General features: G+C 44.8%; 15 protein-coding genes. 4 read left to right on the top strand and 11 right to left on the bottom strand.

Annotated features, from left to right (window positions below; translation table 11 throughout):
- The 5 genes from PP181_RS08860 to PP181_RS08840 all read right to left on the bottom strand — a co-directional run.
- The coding region (locus tag PP181_RS08860) for a carboxylesterase family protein (RefSeq protein ID WP_272636802.1) at window positions 1–946 on the bottom strand (946 nt) is incomplete at its 3' end.
- Window positions 947–1,216: 270 nt separating this feature from the next.
- Entirely contained in the window at window positions 1,217–2,701 is a 1,485-nt protein-coding gene (locus PP181_RS08855; protein WP_272636801.1) for a cellulose synthase family protein, read from the bottom strand.
- Window position 2,702: 1 nt separating this feature from the next.
- The gene (locus PP181_RS08850; protein WP_138257052.1) at window positions 2,703–3,392 is read right to left on the bottom strand and encodes a glycosyltransferase family 2 protein; all 690 of its coding nucleotides are present in this window, start codon (window positions 3,390–3,392) and stop codon (window positions 2,703–2,705) included.
- 317 nt (window positions 3,393–3,709) lie between these two features.
- Entirely contained in the window at window positions 3,710–5,293 is a 1,584-nt protein-coding gene (locus PP181_RS08845) for a 4Fe-4S binding protein (RefSeq protein ID WP_272636800.1), read from the bottom strand.
- A gap of 27 nt (window positions 5,294–5,320) precedes the next feature.
- The gene (locus PP181_RS08840) at window positions 5,321–6,667 is read right to left on the bottom strand and encodes an NAD(P)/FAD-dependent oxidoreductase (RefSeq protein WP_272636799.1); all 1,347 of its coding nucleotides are present in this window, start codon (window positions 6,665–6,667) and stop codon (window positions 5,321–5,323) included.
- Between the two features lie 230 nt (window positions 6,668–6,897).
- On the opposite strand from PP181_RS08840, the gene PP181_RS08835 reads away from it, so the two are divergent.
- The 3 genes from PP181_RS08835 to PP181_RS08825 all read left to right on the top strand — a co-directional run bounded on the left by PP181_RS08835 (window position 6,898) and on the right by PP181_RS08825 (window position 10,040).
- Window positions 6,898–7,905, top strand: coding sequence for a glycoside hydrolase family 113 (locus PP181_RS08835; protein WP_272636798.1), 1,008 nt, complete (start codon window positions 6,898–6,900; stop codon window positions 7,903–7,905).
- A gap of 88 nt (window positions 7,906–7,993) precedes the next feature.
- Window positions 7,994–8,953 carry a hypothetical protein gene (locus tag PP181_RS08830; RefSeq protein WP_272636797.1) on the top strand — a complete coding sequence of 320 codons (960 nt, stop codon included), beginning with the start codon at window positions 7,994–7,996 and terminating at the stop codon, window positions 8,951–8,953.
- Window positions 8,954–8,978: 25 nt separating this feature from the next.
- A complete protein-coding gene (locus tag PP181_RS08825; protein WP_272636796.1) occupies window positions 8,979–10,040 on the top strand; it encodes an N-acetylmuramoyl-L-alanine amidase family protein in 1,062 nt (353 codons plus the stop codon).
- A 170-nt stretch (window positions 10,041–10,210) separates the two neighbouring features.
- Here PP181_RS08825 and PP181_RS08820 read toward each other — a convergent pair whose 3' ends face one another.
- The 4 genes from PP181_RS08820 to PP181_RS08805 are packed head-to-tail and all read right to left on the bottom strand — an operon-like array spanning window position 10,211 to window position 12,999.
- Window positions 10,211–10,915: a TIGR04283 family arsenosugar biosynthesis glycosyltransferase gene (locus tag PP181_RS08820; RefSeq protein ID WP_272636795.1), complete on the bottom strand. Its 705-nt coding sequence runs from the start codon at window positions 10,913–10,915 to the stop codon at window positions 10,211–10,213.
- A gap of 29 nt (window positions 10,916–10,944) precedes the next feature.
- A complete protein-coding gene (locus PP181_RS08815; RefSeq protein ID WP_272636794.1) occupies window positions 10,945–11,760 on the bottom strand; it encodes a purine-nucleoside phosphorylase in 816 nt (271 codons plus the stop codon).
- Window positions 11,761–11,762: 2 nt separating this feature from the next.
- On the bottom strand, window positions 11,763–12,428 hold the full coding sequence (locus PP181_RS08810) for a TIGR04282 family arsenosugar biosynthesis glycosyltransferase (protein WP_272636808.1): 666 nt from the start codon (window positions 12,426–12,428) through the stop codon (window positions 11,763–11,765).
- A 58-nt stretch (window positions 12,429–12,486) separates the two neighbouring features.
- Complete coding sequence (locus tag PP181_RS08805) at window positions 12,487–12,999, bottom strand: rhodanese-like domain-containing protein (RefSeq protein WP_272636793.1); 513 nt, start codon at window positions 12,997–12,999, stop codon at window positions 12,487–12,489.
- A 62-nt stretch (window positions 13,000–13,061) separates the two neighbouring features.
- Between PP181_RS08805 and PP181_RS08800 the strand changes: the two genes are divergently transcribed.
- The gene (locus PP181_RS08800) at window positions 13,062–14,624 is read left to right on the top strand and encodes a glycoside hydrolase family 32 protein (protein ID WP_272636792.1); all 1,563 of its coding nucleotides are present in this window, start codon (window positions 13,062–13,064) and stop codon (window positions 14,622–14,624) included.
- Here PP181_RS08800 and PP181_RS08795 read toward each other — a convergent pair.
- Complete coding sequence (locus PP181_RS08795) at window positions 14,621–15,937, bottom strand: ADP-ribosylglycohydrolase family protein (RefSeq protein ID WP_272636791.1); 1,317 nt, start codon at window positions 15,935–15,937, stop codon at window positions 14,621–14,623. The genes PP181_RS08800 and PP181_RS08795 overlap by 4 nt on opposite strands.
- A gap of 327 nt (window positions 15,938–16,264) precedes the next feature.
- The gene (locus PP181_RS08790) at window positions 16,265–17,239 is read right to left on the bottom strand and encodes a phosphotransferase (RefSeq protein ID WP_272636790.1); all 975 of its coding nucleotides are present in this window, start codon (window positions 17,237–17,239) and stop codon (window positions 16,265–16,267) included.
- Window positions 17,240–17,483: the final 244 nt, after the last annotated feature.

Genomic DNA, 17,483 nt, shown 5'->3' with positions numbered 1-17,483 from the left:
GCAATACCTCGCCATCTACCGAGGGTGCAAAACCAAACATTCCGGATGAACCCGGAATTCTAGGGCCCGAAATTTCGGCTACGGCCTCATTTCCTGCTTTCACAAGATCATGATACGGAATGGTGTCCAGCTTTTTAACGTCTTCAGGGGTAAGGTTTAATTTCTCAAGCACGCTTGCGGCCAGTTTCTGTGACTTCTCTTGGGTCATTGAATTAATCAAGGTACCGCTTTGTATAATCGCCTTGTTGAACAATCCTTTCGCAGCTGGCATGCACATTAAGGTGCCTACTTTTCCGCCACCCCCGGATTCTCCCACAATGGTCACATCCGAAGGGTCTCCCCCAAATTTTGCAATATTATTTTTGGTCCATTCCAGCGCTTTTACGATGTCCAGCATGCCCACATTTGCCGATTGTGCATAGGAATCGCCATAAGCGGACAGGTCAAGAAATCCTAGAATGTTTAATCTATGATTGACCGAAACCATTACAATATCTCCTTTCTTGGCCAAGGCCTCTCCATAAGTCATGGGGTCGTTACTGGCACCCACAAAAAATCCACCCCCGTGTAACCAAACCATTACGGGACGTTTTTTACCGTCTTTTATTCCACGGGTCCAGATGTTCAGGCTAAACAGATCTGTCTCGCTCTGCATCTCATCAGGATACCAAGGCACTACTTGTCTGGCTACAGGCCCAAAATCCGTACATTCGCGTACATCGTCCCAAGCCTCGGGATCTTGTGGAGGCATAAATCTTTCTGCCTTGGCATAGGGAATTCCCTTGTAGGCATAAACGCTATCATTTACGCTTCCGGTTATCTTTCCGTTGGTGGTTTCAATTACCAGATCTACTTCTGCAGTTGGTTCTGGGTCGGATTTACAGGAGGTAAAACTTATTGCCGCAAAAAAGAGAAATAGCGTACACGTCTTTAAAAATGGTCTCATAATTTGTTCGGTATTACAGATTTAATTAGTGTTAAATGTACACTAAAAAATTAGTTTACCATAACATTGTTTTTTCCACGTTTCTTAAAGACTCTTCTTTTGGTGAATCGCTTTAACTTTAATCGTGTTCCCCAAAACCCTTTGAAATACCATTTCTTTCTTCGTTCTTGAGATTGGTTTTTTCCAATACCATAAAAGTTTTGCGGGTCATATATTGCAATAAAAAAAGGACGGCCATAGCCGTCCTTTATATTTAAACAAATTTGTCTTTTATGCCCTGGCCGTTAAGCTCTTAAAGAATACAAAGCTAAAGCCTAGGAACAACATAAAATGGAATGGGAACAGTCCAAAATCATTTAAGGGTACTGCACTGTACATGCCAAAAAGGAAGTACAGCATTAAGGCGAATTCCAAAACCATGTTGGGGGACAGTTTCTTTGCCAAATATTTGTTGCCCTTCCAGCTTTGTGTCAGGTTATTGATATTGAATTTGGGGGTACGCACAAATTCACTACGCTTGCCCATGTGGCCCTCCAACACCGCGATGGAGTTGTGTAGGGAAAAGCCCAAGGCCACCGAGAAAAAAGTAAAGAACAGTTTTATATAGTCCACAAAATTGTCAAAGCTACTGCCCTGAACGCTCTTGTAGGTAAACCAATAACAGATAAAAAGGATGATGGTACTTAGGATAAAGAAGCTGGTCGCCTCAAATACCCAACCCAAATGCCCATACATATTTTTTATGTACAGCATGGGGATACTCAAAAAGGCCACTATGAAAACACAAAGGAACATACTGCTGTTCAACAAGTGCATGACACCATGAAACTTGGTCTTAAACGGAATGTTTTTCGCTGTGATTACGCTCCAAACGGTCTTTCTAAAGTTTTCCGCACCACCTTTGTTCCAACGGAACTGCTGGGAACGGGCCGCACTGATTACTACGGGAAGCTCGGCGGGCGTCTCCACATCCTCCAAATACTTAAATTTCCAATTCTTCAACTGGGCACGATAGCTCAAGTCCAGGTCCTCGGTCAGGGTATCACCTTCCCAGTTACCGGCATCCAAAATGGTCTCTTTTCTCCAGATACCAGCGGTACCGTTAAAGTTGATAAAGTGTCCTTTGGCATTTCTACCTACCTGCTCCAAGGTGAAGTGTGCATCCAAGGCAAAGGCCTGTATTTTGGTCAAGGTGGAGTAGTCACGGTTCAAGTGTCCCCAACGGGTCTGTACCACGCCAATTTCCGGATCCTTGAAATAGATAACGGTTTTCTTCAACCAATCAGCAGACGGCATAAAGTCGGCATCAAAAATAGCGATGAACTCGCCTTTTGCAATCTTAAGACCCTCTTTAAGGGCACCGGCCTTAAAGCCCGTTCTATCCGTTCTGCGGATATGCTGTATGTCCAATCCGGTTTCCTGAAGTTCGGATATGCGTTGCGCGGTAACGGCCACGGAGTCATCGGTAGAGTCGTCCAATACCTGAATCTCCAACTTGCTTTTTGGGTATTCAATCTTGGCAATGTTTTCCAACAACCGCTCCATTACATATTCCTCGTTGTACACAGGAAGCTGAATGGTCACAAAAGGAATTTCCTTGGGATCCAATAAATTGAATTTTGGAGCCGTTTGGTTCTTCCTTTTTTGGGAAAGATAATTGACCAAAAGGTTCAATTGGGCCAAACTGTAAAAGAAGATCAACAGCAGTGAAATGCTATAGATCGCGATGATAATGTAAGAGATGGTAAGTGCCATATTATTTTAAACTGTATTTAAAGATCCAACCCAATATTTTTACTCCGGCAAAGATAGTACCTTTTACCGTACCGGACACTTTTGAAACACCAATTCTTTTTTTGTAACGCACTGGTACTTCGGTATATGCCATTTTTTTTCGCAAAATTTTCAATTGCATTTCTACCGTCCATCCGTACGTTTTGTCCTCCATTTTCAATTCTTTGAGACTTTCGTATTTTATCGCCCTAAAAGGTCCCAAATCCGTAAATTTAGAGCCAAAAAACAAACGCATTAAAAATGTGGCCAATTGGTTGCCAAAAACCTGTTGCGGGGTCATGGAACCTTCCTCCCGCAAACTTTTTTTTCTGGCCCCTACAACAAAATCAAGATCGTTTTCAATAATGGGAGCTACAACTTTATCCAATTCCTCCGGATAGTCGGAGTAGTCTCCGTCGATAAATACGATAATATCCGGTTGTTTGGATTGTTTGGCGATGTAATCCATACCGCAAAGACAGGCATACCCATACCCTTTCTTGGTCTCGGTGAGCACCGTAGCCCCAGCGGCACGGGCATTTTCAACGGTTGCATCGGTAGATGCATTGTTAATAACTATTATTTCGGAAACCGATTTTGGAAGGTCGTGGATGACGTGCGCAATGGAATCTGCTTCGTTGAAGGCGGGTATAATGACTTTAATGTCCTTCATTATCTTAATTGAAAAGGCGGTTGACCATCTAAAAATAATTAGGTCGCAAAAGTATCAATAACTTACCATCTTTTTGGGATGGCACTTTTAATATGGACCAAATTTATGCGCTTCGACATGCTCAGCGTGACATATAATGTACGACTGTCAGTCCAAGTCCTTCGGCTACGCTCAGGACAGGCCTTTTGAGGACCTATAACATAAAATTTCAGTGAACTTTTTTATTGACCTGCGCTTCCACAGGCTCAGCGTGACACTGTGTTTTTCGACTGTCTTTCCGAGTGTTACAACTCCGCTAAAGGCAGGCCTTTCGAGAACTACTTCCTATTCACCAACTTCATTAAATCAACGTCATTGCCCAAAAGTATTTCGGTTGGATTGATGCGACCCTCCTGCGGTCCATTTTCCAATTTGAGTACGCCCCGCGGGCAAACCGCCGAGCAAATACCACAGCCCACACAACTGGATCGTACGATATTCTCGCCTTTTTGGGCGTAGGCGCGTACATCGATGCCCATCTCGCAATAGGTGGAACAGTTGCCACAGGAAATACACTGGCCCCCGTTGGTGGTAATCCTAAATTTGGAAAACAAGCGTTGCTGAAATCCTAGGATGGCCGCCATGGGACACCCAAAGCGACACCATACCCTGCTACCAAAAATGGGATAGAACCCCGTACCAATAACACCCGAAAAGATACTACCGATCAAAAAGCTGTAGGTGGTCCTAAGTGTATTGGATTTGAATATGAAAATGTTGCCGTCACCGCTAAAGAAGTGCATACCGATCAGCACCGCAATGATGGTAAAATAGCCTATGGCCCCGTACTGGGCATCCTTTTCAAGTTGGTCCCTTTTATAGATCATGGCCCAAGCGAAAACTGCAGTCAGTATTACGGATACCCCAATAAGAAAGGTGGTTTTGGTCAACCAGTATTTGCTGGTGTCGTTCCCTAAATAGGAGTAGATAACGGCCGTGGTCATTAAGGTTACAAATACTACTACGCTATGCACTACCCATCTTTCTACCTTCCAGGCAAATTTGGACTTATCGCTCAATTGTCTAAAAGGGTCCCCCACCGTTTCCGCCAGGGCACCGCAACCGCACACCCAAGAGCAGTACCATCGTTTCCCGAATTTATAGGTCAAAATAGGTGAAATCACAAAAATGGAGAGGATACCAAAAAGCAACATGGCCAAACCAATATCCCCAGCATCTATAAAACCGTTTATCCGGTAGCGCTCAAAATTATAGTAGTTCAGTGGCCACATATTCTTGAGGTCGTAATAGGGTAGGTCCCCGTTTAACCGAGCCATGATTTCGGGAATGATGAAGGCAAAGGCCGTCTGGAAGAACATAACACTTAGCGTTCGCAAACGTTGGTAGCCGTTATGCCGGTATTTCCACATAAATTTTAACCCAAAGGCCAGTATGCCCAAAGTATATAAGGCTCCATATACGAACCACTGACTGGCAGGATTCCCGCTCAAAGCCTTGCTCAAGGGGTCAAAAAGGGCAATCACACCCTTGTTATCCCCATCCTGAACCAAACCCAGATATTCCGGATAAAAATAAAGTACGATGTAAAATCCCGTCAGGGCAATTCCTGTCAACCAGCCTAAAAAGCCCCTGCTAGAAATGGACTTGAACCACACCCCATCGTTTTTGATACCCTCATGTTTATGTGCATAGGCCGCTTGGGAAAATAGGAACACGCCCAAGAAAATAAGCAGGAGTGATATGCTTAGCCAAAGGGCACTGTTGCCCAATTGCAGGTTGAAGAGTTGTAGGACAAGAATGCCAAGACCGGTCATACCGATCAACACGGATATTTTCTGGTTGGTGTTCAAGGCCTTTGGCGGTTCCCCGGCCAATGACATGCTTTTGTCTAGAGTACGCATACAAGTTGTTTTTAACTGTTGGTAAGGTTAGGCAAGATTTAATATCCGCTTCCAACTTTTCTTTTTTGGTCTGATGTTTTGGTGAAAATCTTGATTAAATTTAGATACAATGGCCTCCTCATATGTCTCATAGAGTTCCGGGTCAAAATTCACATCCTTTAAATGTTCCAATACATATTCCACGCTTCGTTTTTCATTCAGCCATCTATCGAACAGTTCATGCCGTAATCGTATGCCAAAGTTATTGATGCCCAAAAACTCATGAGTGTCTTTGTGGAAGGCAATAGTGATACAAAGTTTTTCCTTGGGATGTCGCCAATGAAAATGTTCTTCATATTCCTTTTTGTTTGGTTCGCTGAACACCCAGCCATAGGTCTGATATTCAATATCCAAGAATTTGGCCGAGTTGAACCAGTGCCCAGGATTGTATTCGGTGGGGTTGCCGCAAAGTGTCTGCGCCAAGGTCTCGCCCATCATCCTGCCCGTATACCAAACGGCCTCTATGGGTCTACGCAACCCAATGGCCTCGTGTTGTTCCGCACAATCGCCAATAGCGTAGATGTCCTCGATGTTGGTTTGTAGCATTCGGTTTACCTTGATTCCTTTTCCGAGTTCAATACCGGAATTCTTAAGGAAATCTATGTTGGGGGTTACGCCAGCGGTCAACCCTACCACATCACAAGCAATAGTTTCTCCCTTATCTGTCACTACAGCTTTGGCCCGGCCATTCTCATCAGATAATATCTCTTTTAAATTGGTATCCAACAGTAAATCAATATGGTGCTCCCTGATGTGCTCGTTGATCATTTCAGATTCCCCATTGGGCAAGACCCCGTTCCAAAAGCTGGACTCACGCACCAAAAAGGTCACCGGGATATCCCTACTTCGTAGCATTTCGGCCATTTCTATGCCAATGAGCCCGCCGCCTACAATGACGGCACGTTTACAGATTTTGTTGTTTGGTGCATTTTTCTGCAATTGCTCCAGATCCTGTTTGGAATAAAGCCCTTGTACACCTTTTAAATCCTGACCGGGCCACCCAAATTTGTTGGGTTTGGAGCCCGTGGCGATGACCAGGGCATCGTATTCAATGCGGTCGCCATTGGAAAGAGACACCGTTTTTTGGTCCGGAAGCACCTTTTCAACATAGCCGTTTACTAATTCTATCCTGTTTTTCTTCCAAAAGTTGTTTTCGTATGGCTGTGTGTGTTCAAATTTCATGTGGCCCATGTACACGTACATAAGGGCGGTACGTGAAAAGAAATAATCGGATTCGGAAGAAATGATGGTGATTTTTTTGTCGGATAGTTTACGGATGTGTCGGGCAAGGGTCACGCCCGATATGCCGTTTCCAATAATGACGATGTGTTCCATGGGCCGGTTGATTTAGTTATAGTGTGGGTCGTTCTAAAAACGAATTCCTTAACAAGCCATGTTAAGTTATAAAGAATTTAGATAGGAATGTCCTATGGAAATAGGTTTGATTTCTTTGATTTGTATAGCATGTATGATCTGTAGTAATAAAAAGTTTAACACTTCACTTTAAAAAATGGACTTACTTGGAAAGCCTAAATACATTACTTTAGATTTTAGATTGATTCACTATGAGGAAATTAGGTCTAATTCTTGTATGTTTTCTCCAATTCTGTTGTAATGGAAAGGCACAGAAAAAGTGGAACGGCGTCAGTTTTGTAGCTTCCCGGGAAGAGGCGGCGCAGCCCCACGTAGACGAGATCATTAAGATCCATGCCAACAGTGCGGCCGTAATGCCCTTTGGTTTTATACGTGATTTGGCTTCGCCCGAAATTATTTTCGATACGGAGAGACAATGGTTCGGGGAAACCAGAAAAGGCGCAAAACAGTACATCGAACTTTTAAAGAAGAACGGGATCCAAGTGATGGTAAAACCCCAGATTTGGATCGGGGGCGGTCAGTTTACGGGTACCATCGCCATGAAATCGCCCGAAGATTGGAAGGTGCTGGAGGAATCTTACGACAAGTTTATTTTAAACTATGCAGCGTTGGCACAGGAGACCAATACGCCTATTTTTTGCATCGGGACGGAACTGGAGACCTTTATAAAGAACCGGCCGGAATACTGGAACGAGCTCATCGCGAAAATCCGGAAAATCTATTCCGGTAAGCTGACTTATGCGGCCAACTGGGACGAATATGCCAGAACGCCCTTTTGGAACCAACTCGATTTCATCGGCATAGATGCCTATTTTCCTTTATCGGAGTCCAAAACACCTTCCGTAGCGGAATTAAAGGCCGGCTGGCAGCCCTGGAAAGAGAAAATTTCCCAATTGGCCCTCCAAGTACAAAGACCGGTGCTGTTTACGGAATACGGCTACCGATCCATGGACTACACCGCCAAAAAGCCCTGGTTGGTGGATAGAACCGAGGAGGGCGTAAATATGGAGGGTCAGTCCAACGCCAAAAAGGCCATTTTTGAGGAGTTTTGGGGCGAGGAATGGTTCGCTGGCGGCTTCGTCTGGAAATGGTTCATACAGCATGACCGTTCTGGCGGGGAAAAGGATAATCGATTCACCCCCCAGAACAAACCTTCACAGGCCATTATTGCCAACTATTACAGGCTACATAAGGATTGATTTATAGTAAACCCCTTGAAAATTAGTTGGCCACTGTTTTGAAAGGGCTATTATTTTTGGTAATCTTTGTAACAGGAATACTATCAGCATGCACAACCCTATACCTAGTTCCGTTTTTAGGAGCTTATCCATTTGCTTTTTTTTACTATGTATCCATGCAGCCGTGGCCCAAGAAACGTCCAATACCATTGTGGCAAAAACGGGGGATGGTATCTTTTCCGTTTTGCGGAAATCCGGAATCCATCCTATTAATTACTATGAGCAGTTCCTGAAGTTGAATGCCGATAACATCAAGAACGGTAGCGAGTTGATTGTGGGGAAGGAATACATTCTTCCGGATGCGCCAGACTCCTTTAAGCGCACTGGGGTCCGAATCGATACGGGCGAAGAGGTAGAAGCTCCCATTTTCAATGAAACGGAGTTGTCCCTGATGAACCAAAAGGATACCACCTTGCAAAATACGGTCTATTACTTTGTGCATTCCGGTGGTACCGAATCTAAAAAACGGTTTGACGCACTCACACGCCAATTGGCCAATGACCTAATGGTAAAAGGGGCGCGGGTCTATCTTTTGGAAGATTCCAAAATAGCGGCGGCGATTTCGGATTCGCTGTCCCTTGTGGCAAAAAAGGAGATGTACGGAAATTTTTCCAGCGCGATCAATAAAAAATATTTGAGGCATAAGGGCGCCTACCAACGCGTGATTCTAATTGAGGACGCTTTTGGACCACGGGAAAATTCGGTCGTACGTATTAGCCATAATCCTAAAAGTAGTGAAGGTAGACAATTCGCTTCCGTTTTGGAGAACGTATTGCGAAAAAACACTTCGGTTCCCGTAAAGGGAAAGAACGAAACGAATCCCTTTAAGGACGACGCCAGTTTGTATTTTGCCAACAACTTGGTTCCGCCCATCGTAATTTTGAACTTTACCGATGGTTCCAAACCCTTACAGGGCGGATTTAACCTAAAATCCGAAAAGAAACCTTTAGTAGGTCTGTTGAACGACGGCATTCTGGAGGATTACTCCCAGTTGAATTTTGAAAATTAGTGGGGAATATCTTGGATTCTTCGGCATGGACTTTGATTTTGGTAAGTGTATGATGCGGAAATTTATCTTGTTTATTTTTGTTTTCTCCTTCCAATTTTTCCCTGTACATGGGCAGGATACCTTGGCCACCGTTACTGCGGAAAAAGGTGACGGCATTTATTCCCTTTTGCGAAAACATGGGGTGAACCCGTATGAATATTACCATGAATTTGTGGACATCAACCTCGATAATTTACGGGACAGCGTTCATTTGTACGAGGGTAGGACCTATGCCATTCCCAAAGTGCCCTTGGACACCATACCCGTGGTGGATTCCATCCAGCGGCAGGCCAAGGAAGTGAAGGAAGTGGAGGCCAAGACTTACGATATTTTTGGGGAGAAGCACAAAACGGTGCTATCCAAGAGTGAACGCCTGAAAGGTGCCATCTACTATTTGGTATCCGGCCACGGCGGTCCGGACCCGGGGGCAATGGCCGTGTATGCGGGCAAATCCATATCGGAGGATGAGTATGCCTATGACATTACCTTGCGTTTGGCCAAGGAACTTTTGGGGCATGGGGCATCGGTATATATTATAATCAGGGATGAAAACGATGGCATTCGCGAGGAACGCATCCTGGAAATGGACCGGGACGAGGTCGCCTATCCCGATAAGGTCATTCCATTGAACCAACGGGATAGACTGCAACAGCGCGTGGATATCGTGAACGATTTGTACAAACAAAACAAAGGTGCCTACCAGCGGCTCATTGTTACCCATGTGGACAGCAGGAGCGTTGGCCAGAATATAGATGTGTTCTTTTACCATCATGAAAAGAGCCAAAATGGGAAGCGGCTGGCGGAGAGTATCCACAAGACCTTCGAGGCGAAATACAAACAGTACCAGCCCAATAGGACCTATTCCGGAACTTTTGAGGACCGTACTTCCCTGTTCCTGGTCAAAAAGACGCATCCGGCCATGACCTTTATCGAGATCGGGAATATCCGTAATGAAAAGGACCAACGACGTATTCTGGACCCGGACAATAGGCAGGCATTGGCCAAATGGATTTCAGAAGGTGTGATACTGGATTATGAGGAGCGGTAGTTCAATCCGGATTATACATTAGAAAAGCTGTTGCAGCTAAAAATCCCTTCAAAATAAAAGGTTGCCCCGTGTTTTCAATTTCACCATAGCGGTGCTATGCTGAAATTTCCAAACCACGTTATTTTTTTGCGCTTTTACTTTCACGACACTTCTCTAATGCATAAACCGGGTTACAGGGCGATGTTCTTCCTGTAATAGTCATATATATTTTCCGGACCCTTGCCCAAATAATACTTAAGGTGTATCATGGCGAAATGATATTGAAGGCGGACCATTCCCTTTTCCATGTACCTTCGTGCCGAAGTTTCCACATAATCATTGATGACCTTGAACGGCGTCTTTTTGTACAATCGTCCAATAAACTCATTGTCCTCGTAGACTTTGTAGTTTTCATCAAATCCGCCAAGCGTTTCAAAAAGTTCCTTCTTCACAAAAAGGGATTGGTCACCGCCACGGCATATAGGTCGGTTTATTTTGGTACACCAAGCGAAAAATCCCAGAAAGGGACTGGGCGAATCGAATTTGAGTCGGAAGCATCCTGCCCGTTTTCCTTCCTTAAACACTTTTAGAACCTGTGTATCGAAACCCGGTGGCGGAAGGCTGTCCACGTGTAAGAAATACAAAATATCGCCCGATGCATTTTTAGCGCCCCAGTTCATTTGTTTGGCCCTGCCTTTTTCGCTGGATATAACCCGGGCCCCAAATTTTTGGGCAAAAAAAACGGTTTGGTCCGTGCTACCGCCGTCCACGACCAGGATTTCCATGACCTGGTCCAGGCGGGTATTCTCTAAAATCTTGGCCAATACCCGTTGTATATAGTCTTCCTCGTTCAGGACGGGGATGATGATACTGATATTGGGTACTTCCTTTTGCATATTAAATTCCCAGGTAGGGCCAAACACGTTTATAGCTGCTTGATCAGTTCCCTGAAGAGTTTTACCATCTTGGGTTCGGTCGCTTCGGCGATGGCCAGTATTTCAGATATGTTTACGGGCTCCAGATGATCCGGGTCGCATTCATCGGTCAGTACGGAAACGGCCACAATGGGCAGTTCCAAATGATTCGCTACAATGACCTCGGGTACGGTGCTCATTCCCACGGCATCGGCACCCAATATTTTCAGCATTCTGTATTCCGCCCTGGTTTCCAACTGCGGCCCCACCACGGATGCATATACGCCGGATTTTAGCGAAATGCCATGTTCTTTGGCAATTTCTAAAAGTTTTTTTCGCATGTCCTTGTCGTAGGGTTGGGACATGTCCACAAAACGGGGTCCAAATTCAGACACGTTTTTGAAAGCCAGCGGTGACCCCCCTTGCAAGTTGATGTGGTCCTCGATCAACATCATATCGCCCTTTTTAAAATCGAGGTTGATGGCTCCCGCGGCATTGGAGATGAATAGCTTTGAAATACCGAGCATGTGCATCACCCGAATGGGGTAGGTGATATCCAGAAAGTCATACCCTTCGTACAGGTGGAACCTGCCTTGCATGACCACTACTTTTTTGTCCTCGATGGTGCCATAGAGAAGCTTTCCCGTGTGGAATTCTACCGTAGCGAGGGGAAAGAATGGTATATGGTTATAATGTGCTTCAATGGGATCCTGAATTTCCTCGACCAGTTTTCCCAATCCGGTACCCAGCACGATTCCTATTTCCGGGTTTTCAAACCCCTTGGATTTTAAATAGGCGACCGATTCTTCCAATTGTTTCTTTTGCATGCTTATCTATTTTTTAAAAACGGGGCAAAGGCAGGTATGTCCTTTATGTCCTCGTAATAATCAACATCGTTTTTGGTTTTTAAAAGTATCTTTTTTTCGTTTTCCAAATCGTTCAAGGTATCCCTTAAAACGGTCTCTGTTCCCCACTCCTTATCTATAAAAAGGGCAGGTTTCAGCTTTTTCATGCCCAAGAGGTAATAACCGCCATCTTCGGCGGGGCCCAAGACAAAATCGTTTTGCGCTAGTACCCTAAATGCTTCTTCCAGATTTTCTTGGGACAGGTCGTACATATCGCTCCCAATGATGACTATTTTTTCATATCCGCTGGCAAACCCGTCCTGAAAGGCATTGAGCATCCGGGTGCCCAAATGGTCGCCAACCTGAAGCCTTTTTCCATAGATCTTGTTGTCCCAAATGTCCTGTTCCCAGACTTCATCGGAATAGTAAACAATTTTATCAGTATACAATCCGGAGGTAATCTTTACGGTATGTTCCAGTAAGAAATTATAAATATCCAAAGCCGCTTGGTCTCCCAAGGTTGCCGCCAAGCGCCTTTTGCCCTTGCCAAGTTCCGGGTTTCTGGTGAAGATGAGGAGCAGGTTCTTGCTGTTGGCCAAGGTAAAATCTATGGTTTTTTCGTTCTTTTCGCTTTTGTTGGTCTGTAGAATACCCAAGTGTCAGTACTGTTTTTTCTTTAGGAAATTAAGATGGCACGTCATTGGTCGTTCAGGGTTGGTAAACCTTAATCCCATTTTTCAACAAGCGTCCCCACAAACGGTTAAAGGCGTGAACACTGTCCGTTTCCATACCCTGTGAATTGTATACCGTTCTGTTTTTGTTCTTCCATTCAAAGATGCCGCCATAGAGGTTCTTTACGTTGGTGTAGCCCAATTCCTGTAGTTTCTCGCCAATGTCCTCGGATCGTACGCCTATGGAGCAGTATACGACAATAGCTTGTTCCTTTTGGGGAAGGGTTTGCAGGACTTTATCCGGGTCGAAATCGGAATTGCCCACCCAAACGGCATCCTTTAAGTGGCTTACTTCAAATTCACCCAATTCCCGGGCATCTAAGAGTACAATGGAATCATTGGGTTGTAGGTTCTCCGGTTGGATGTAGGGAACCGTCTCCTTGTTCAGCAATTTTAGGGTGTTGTCCAAACTGCGTTGCGCCCTTATCGCATGGGAATGCACAAGCAAAAGGAACGGTAAGACCAGAAAGGATAAAACTTTTTGCGACATCTATACAAAGGTAGTATTTTAGGTGCGAAGGTCGCATATTGCACTATCTTAAATTGTTCGTAATGATTAAGTCTACCCTCCCTATCTTTTTGATTCTTTTGTGCCTGAATGCATGCAAGGAAGCTTCCAAAAATGAACCTATGGAAAATCCTGATGTAACTTCCTATTACACCGAAGCCTATAGGCCGCAGTTTCATTTTTCCCCAGAGGAAAAATGGATGAACGATCCTAACGGTTTGGTTTATCATAAGGGAATCTACCACTTGTTCTATCAATATTATCCGGATGATATCGTCTGGGGGCCCATGCATTGGGGCCATGCCACAAGTAAGGACTTGATCCATTGGGAGCATAAGCCCGTAGCGTTGTTTCCGGATGAACACGGACTGATTTTTTCTGGATCCGCGGTGGTGGACACCAACAATAATTCGGGGTTTGGAACGGGAGAAAATCCGCCCTTGGTAGCCATTTTCACCTACCATGATATGGAGGGTGAGAAAGCGGGAAGAACCGATTATCAGACCCAGGGAATCGCCTATAGTCTGGACAATGGGGATAGCTGGACCAAGTATGATGGAAACCCGGTTATTAAGAATGATGGTATGCGCGATTTTAGGGATCCCAAGGTGTTTTGGAACGAGATCAAAAACAACTGGACCATGCTTTTGGTAGCGGGGGACCACCTACAGATTTGGCAATCCAACGATTTAAAGGCATGGGAAAAGGTAAGCGAATTTGGGAAGGACAAAGGTGCGCACGGGGGCGTTTGGGAGTGTCCGGATATGTTCAAGTTGAACGTTGAAGGAACCGATACCGATAAATGGGTTCTCCTCATCAGTATCAACCCTGGAGCGCCCAATGGTGGAAGCGGCACGCAATATTTTGTGGGCGATTTTGATGGCACCACCTTTACGACCGACCAAGAAGAGGCCAAATGGGTCGACTGGGGCCGGGACAACTATGCAGGCGTCACATACAATAATGTACCCGAAAACCAACGAATCTTCATTGGCTGGATGAGCAATTGGGACTATGCCCGTGACACGCCCACCGAAGTGTGGCGAAGTGCCAACACGATACCCCGAAACCTTTCGCTCCATAAAAACAACGGAACCTTGGAACTGTATAGCTACCCCATTGCCAATTTTGACGAAATCGTGGAGCACTCCTATGGCGAGACACCCGTGGCACTTAAACCGGAACAGCGGACCCAAATCCCCCTTAAATACGGGAACCAATCTGAGATTCGTTTTCACATGGAGGCTTTGGACAGCAAATGGATTTTTAGCAATCCGGAGGGGGATAGTCTGGTATTACAGCTAAATCAAAAGGATAAGATGTTTTCATTAGACCGTTCCAAATCTGGGAAGGTGGATTTTAAACCCGAATTTGTCCTCGGAAAGCAGCATATGCCTGTTCCCAATTTGCCTACCGTTGCCATTGAAGTCCGGATGCTTTTGGACAAGTCTTCCTTGGAAATCTTTTTGAACAAGGGTCAGTACGTGATGACGAACCAAATCTTTCCCAATGTCGATTATACGGAACTTACCTTGGAGAATACATCGGACACCGAACAGAAAATAGACAGTCTTTCCGAAAGTAAGGTGATGCGGATTTGGGATTAAGGGTACTTTAAATCGGTAATCCTTTGGGCCATGGCCTCCAAATCGATGCCCAGATGATCCCGATTTACCTTCACGACCTCTTCCTTTATCTCTTTTGGTAGGTTTTGATAACCGGTTTTCGCACCCAATACCATCCCCGCCACGGCGGCGACAGTGTCATTGTCCCGGCCATAGTTTACGATGTATTGTATCGTTATTAAAAAATCACCTTCGCCAAAGGCCAGACCTGTAATCAGGATTTGCCAGATTTCCCCGGAATGAAAGGGAATGGCTTTTTGCTCTTTTTCCAAGAAGGCATAGGACATTTCCTGTTGTTCCCAATCAATGGCGGACCCAGGATAATTTTGAGGTGGGACGATTTTGTTGGCTATATTTTCGTTGTGGATCGCACCTGCTTTGCTAAGTTTTTTGATACTTCGGATTTGGTTTGTGGAAGCTACCCAGATGTTGTAAGGTATCCGTCCCACCAAGCGGCTGTCCTGATAGCCCTCCATATCTGTAAAGGGGACCACGTTCAAAATGGAATCCATGTTTTGGGTCCTTAGGGCCATATGCGTCATGGCCGATACACTGGCGGTAATGTCCTTGGCATAGCCAATATCGAATAGGGAATGCTCGTACCCAAGGGCATAGGCATCCTCGGTATTGTTGGCGATCAACCCGAACATGGGCGCATACAACTGTCCGGCACAGGACATCTCACCACCGTAAAATCGGTTGAGGGCACGGGTATATTCGGTCATACCATTTTGGTAGGCCAGTGAGACCCTGGCCCATTCCTTGATCCAATCGATCTGTTCCATTTTTTGGTCGAGTAGGTCGGTTTGGGTCGCCAGGCCGGTATCGGAAAGGTTTTTGGTAAGTTGCCCGTAATAGTCGTTGATGAATTCTGAAAAGGAAGTTGCATTTGGCTCCCCTTCGGATTGTGTAAAATATTCCGTCATGAGAAATTTCCAGCGGGTATCATCGGTGGTGGCACCTTGGAGGAGGTTGTTTTCCCAAGTGCCCTCCGGGGACTGTACGCGTTCGGCGGGCGTAAGTCCCGTGATGTATCCGTATTTTAGCTGAATGTCCTTCCGGTGCCACATTTCGGTACTTGCGCCCATGGCATCGCCAATGGCGGACCCCACCAATGCCCCCAAAACCCTATCGTAATAGGCTTCTTTGGAGAGTTGTAGGGTATCCGAGGTGTATGCCGTATTTTTTGGTGCGGGTATAATCGGGGTTTCCTTCTCGTTTTGCTTACATGAAAACATTAGAACCAACGAAAGGACAACAATGTATTTGCTAAGGCTTGGATGATGATTTTTCATAGGCTTATACTCTTTTAGGGTCAACTAATTTCCGACTGTCATCTAGAAAGAAGAGAATATACTTATTACCATTCAATATTGGAACTATTTACAAATATGTATCAAAAACCTAATGAATCGTCAGTTCGAGTGATTTTGAGGCACGAAAAATCGTATCGAGAACTAAACGATGGAAAAATATCGCTTCTCGATAAAAATTTTTCTCATTATCAATCGAAAAATCCACTCGAAGTGACATACTTTTTTAAAATACAGAATAGATTTTTTGACATTTTAAAACCATGTTTGAATCTCAAAAACTAAGTGTTGATTGTTTTATATTGTTAGCTATTTAGACAGTATTAGTTTTTCGGCCAGGGCCAAAAGTGATTCCTTTTCTTCTATACTGCGTTCCAAGGGAAGCTGTGCCAGACCGATAAGCCGACGCATGATTTCCACACTGGCTATTTGTGCTACCAATGGTTTGTCATGCTTGCCGGGATACGTTTTGGATAAACTTTCCACGAAAGTCGCATCGTGTGTGGCCATGATGAGGTGGGCGGCCATGACGCCCAAATCGAATTCGGGGAAACCCAAAAAACCGAATTCAGGGTCTAGTACAAAAATCTCCTCGTTTTTGGACATCCAACTGCCCGGGTAATAATCCCCATGCAGTAGGGTATCCCCTTGGCTGAGGTATTTCTTTCCAAGTTCGGAAATGACCGACTTTAATTCAGGATTACTTTTATAGGGCGCGGCCAAACCTTGCAGTCCTTGTTGAACGGTGTCCAATGAGAAGCCGTTGTCCTCCATAAAAGGAAGCACAAAAATGTGTTGGTGGTTGAGTTGGCGCATTTCCATATTCTCGGGAAAATCCTTGGGGGCCTTGCTGCTATGTATTTTGTGAAGTACTTCCACCAAGGTATTCAATTGACGTTGGTCAATATTCCGTTGGTGGTATAGATAGGTCATGTCCTTACAATCGCCCAAATCTTCCATATATAATAGGTAGGCATCTTTATCAAAGCCCAAGATTTTTGGCAAGTGTTTTTGCAGGTCTTGGTGTTTTAAAGCACTATAAAATGCGTGCTCTACGGCGATACGTTCAATAGGGGCGGAGATGTCCTGATACTTCTGTACATACTCACGCGATTGTTTTAGAACAAAAGAACGCTGATCGGTGTGTACTTTTAGCACGACGTTCATATTGCCCTCCCCGGCTTTGGAAAGTCGGTCGATTTTTTCATTGGGTTGTAACCATTGACGCTCCGCCAAAAAGGCTTGGAGTGTTTCAATGGGCATTTCTTCATGGATTCGTATCAAAATAAGAAGCTCTTTTAGGAATACAAGATACGGTTAATGTGGGGATGGTGGTAGTATTGGGTTTGAATCCTTGGTAAACTTAACGTGATTTAAGTTTTTATTTTCCTTACCTCCAGCAGATAACTTCGCTTTGCTTGTTGTTCCATCGGAACCACAATTGAAAATAGCGAACCCAGCTGCCCATGGCAGCTGCTTTTTTATTTTCCTACTTTTTTGATCAATCAAGCTTACCAAAAATCCGGTA

The sequence above is a fragment of the Maribacter sp. PR66 genome (genome assembly GCF_028464205.1).
GTDB lineage: Bacteria > Bacteroidota > Bacteroidia > Flavobacteriales > Flavobacteriaceae > Maribacter > Maribacter flavus.
This window is presented reverse-complemented; position numbering and strand designations above follow the sequence as displayed.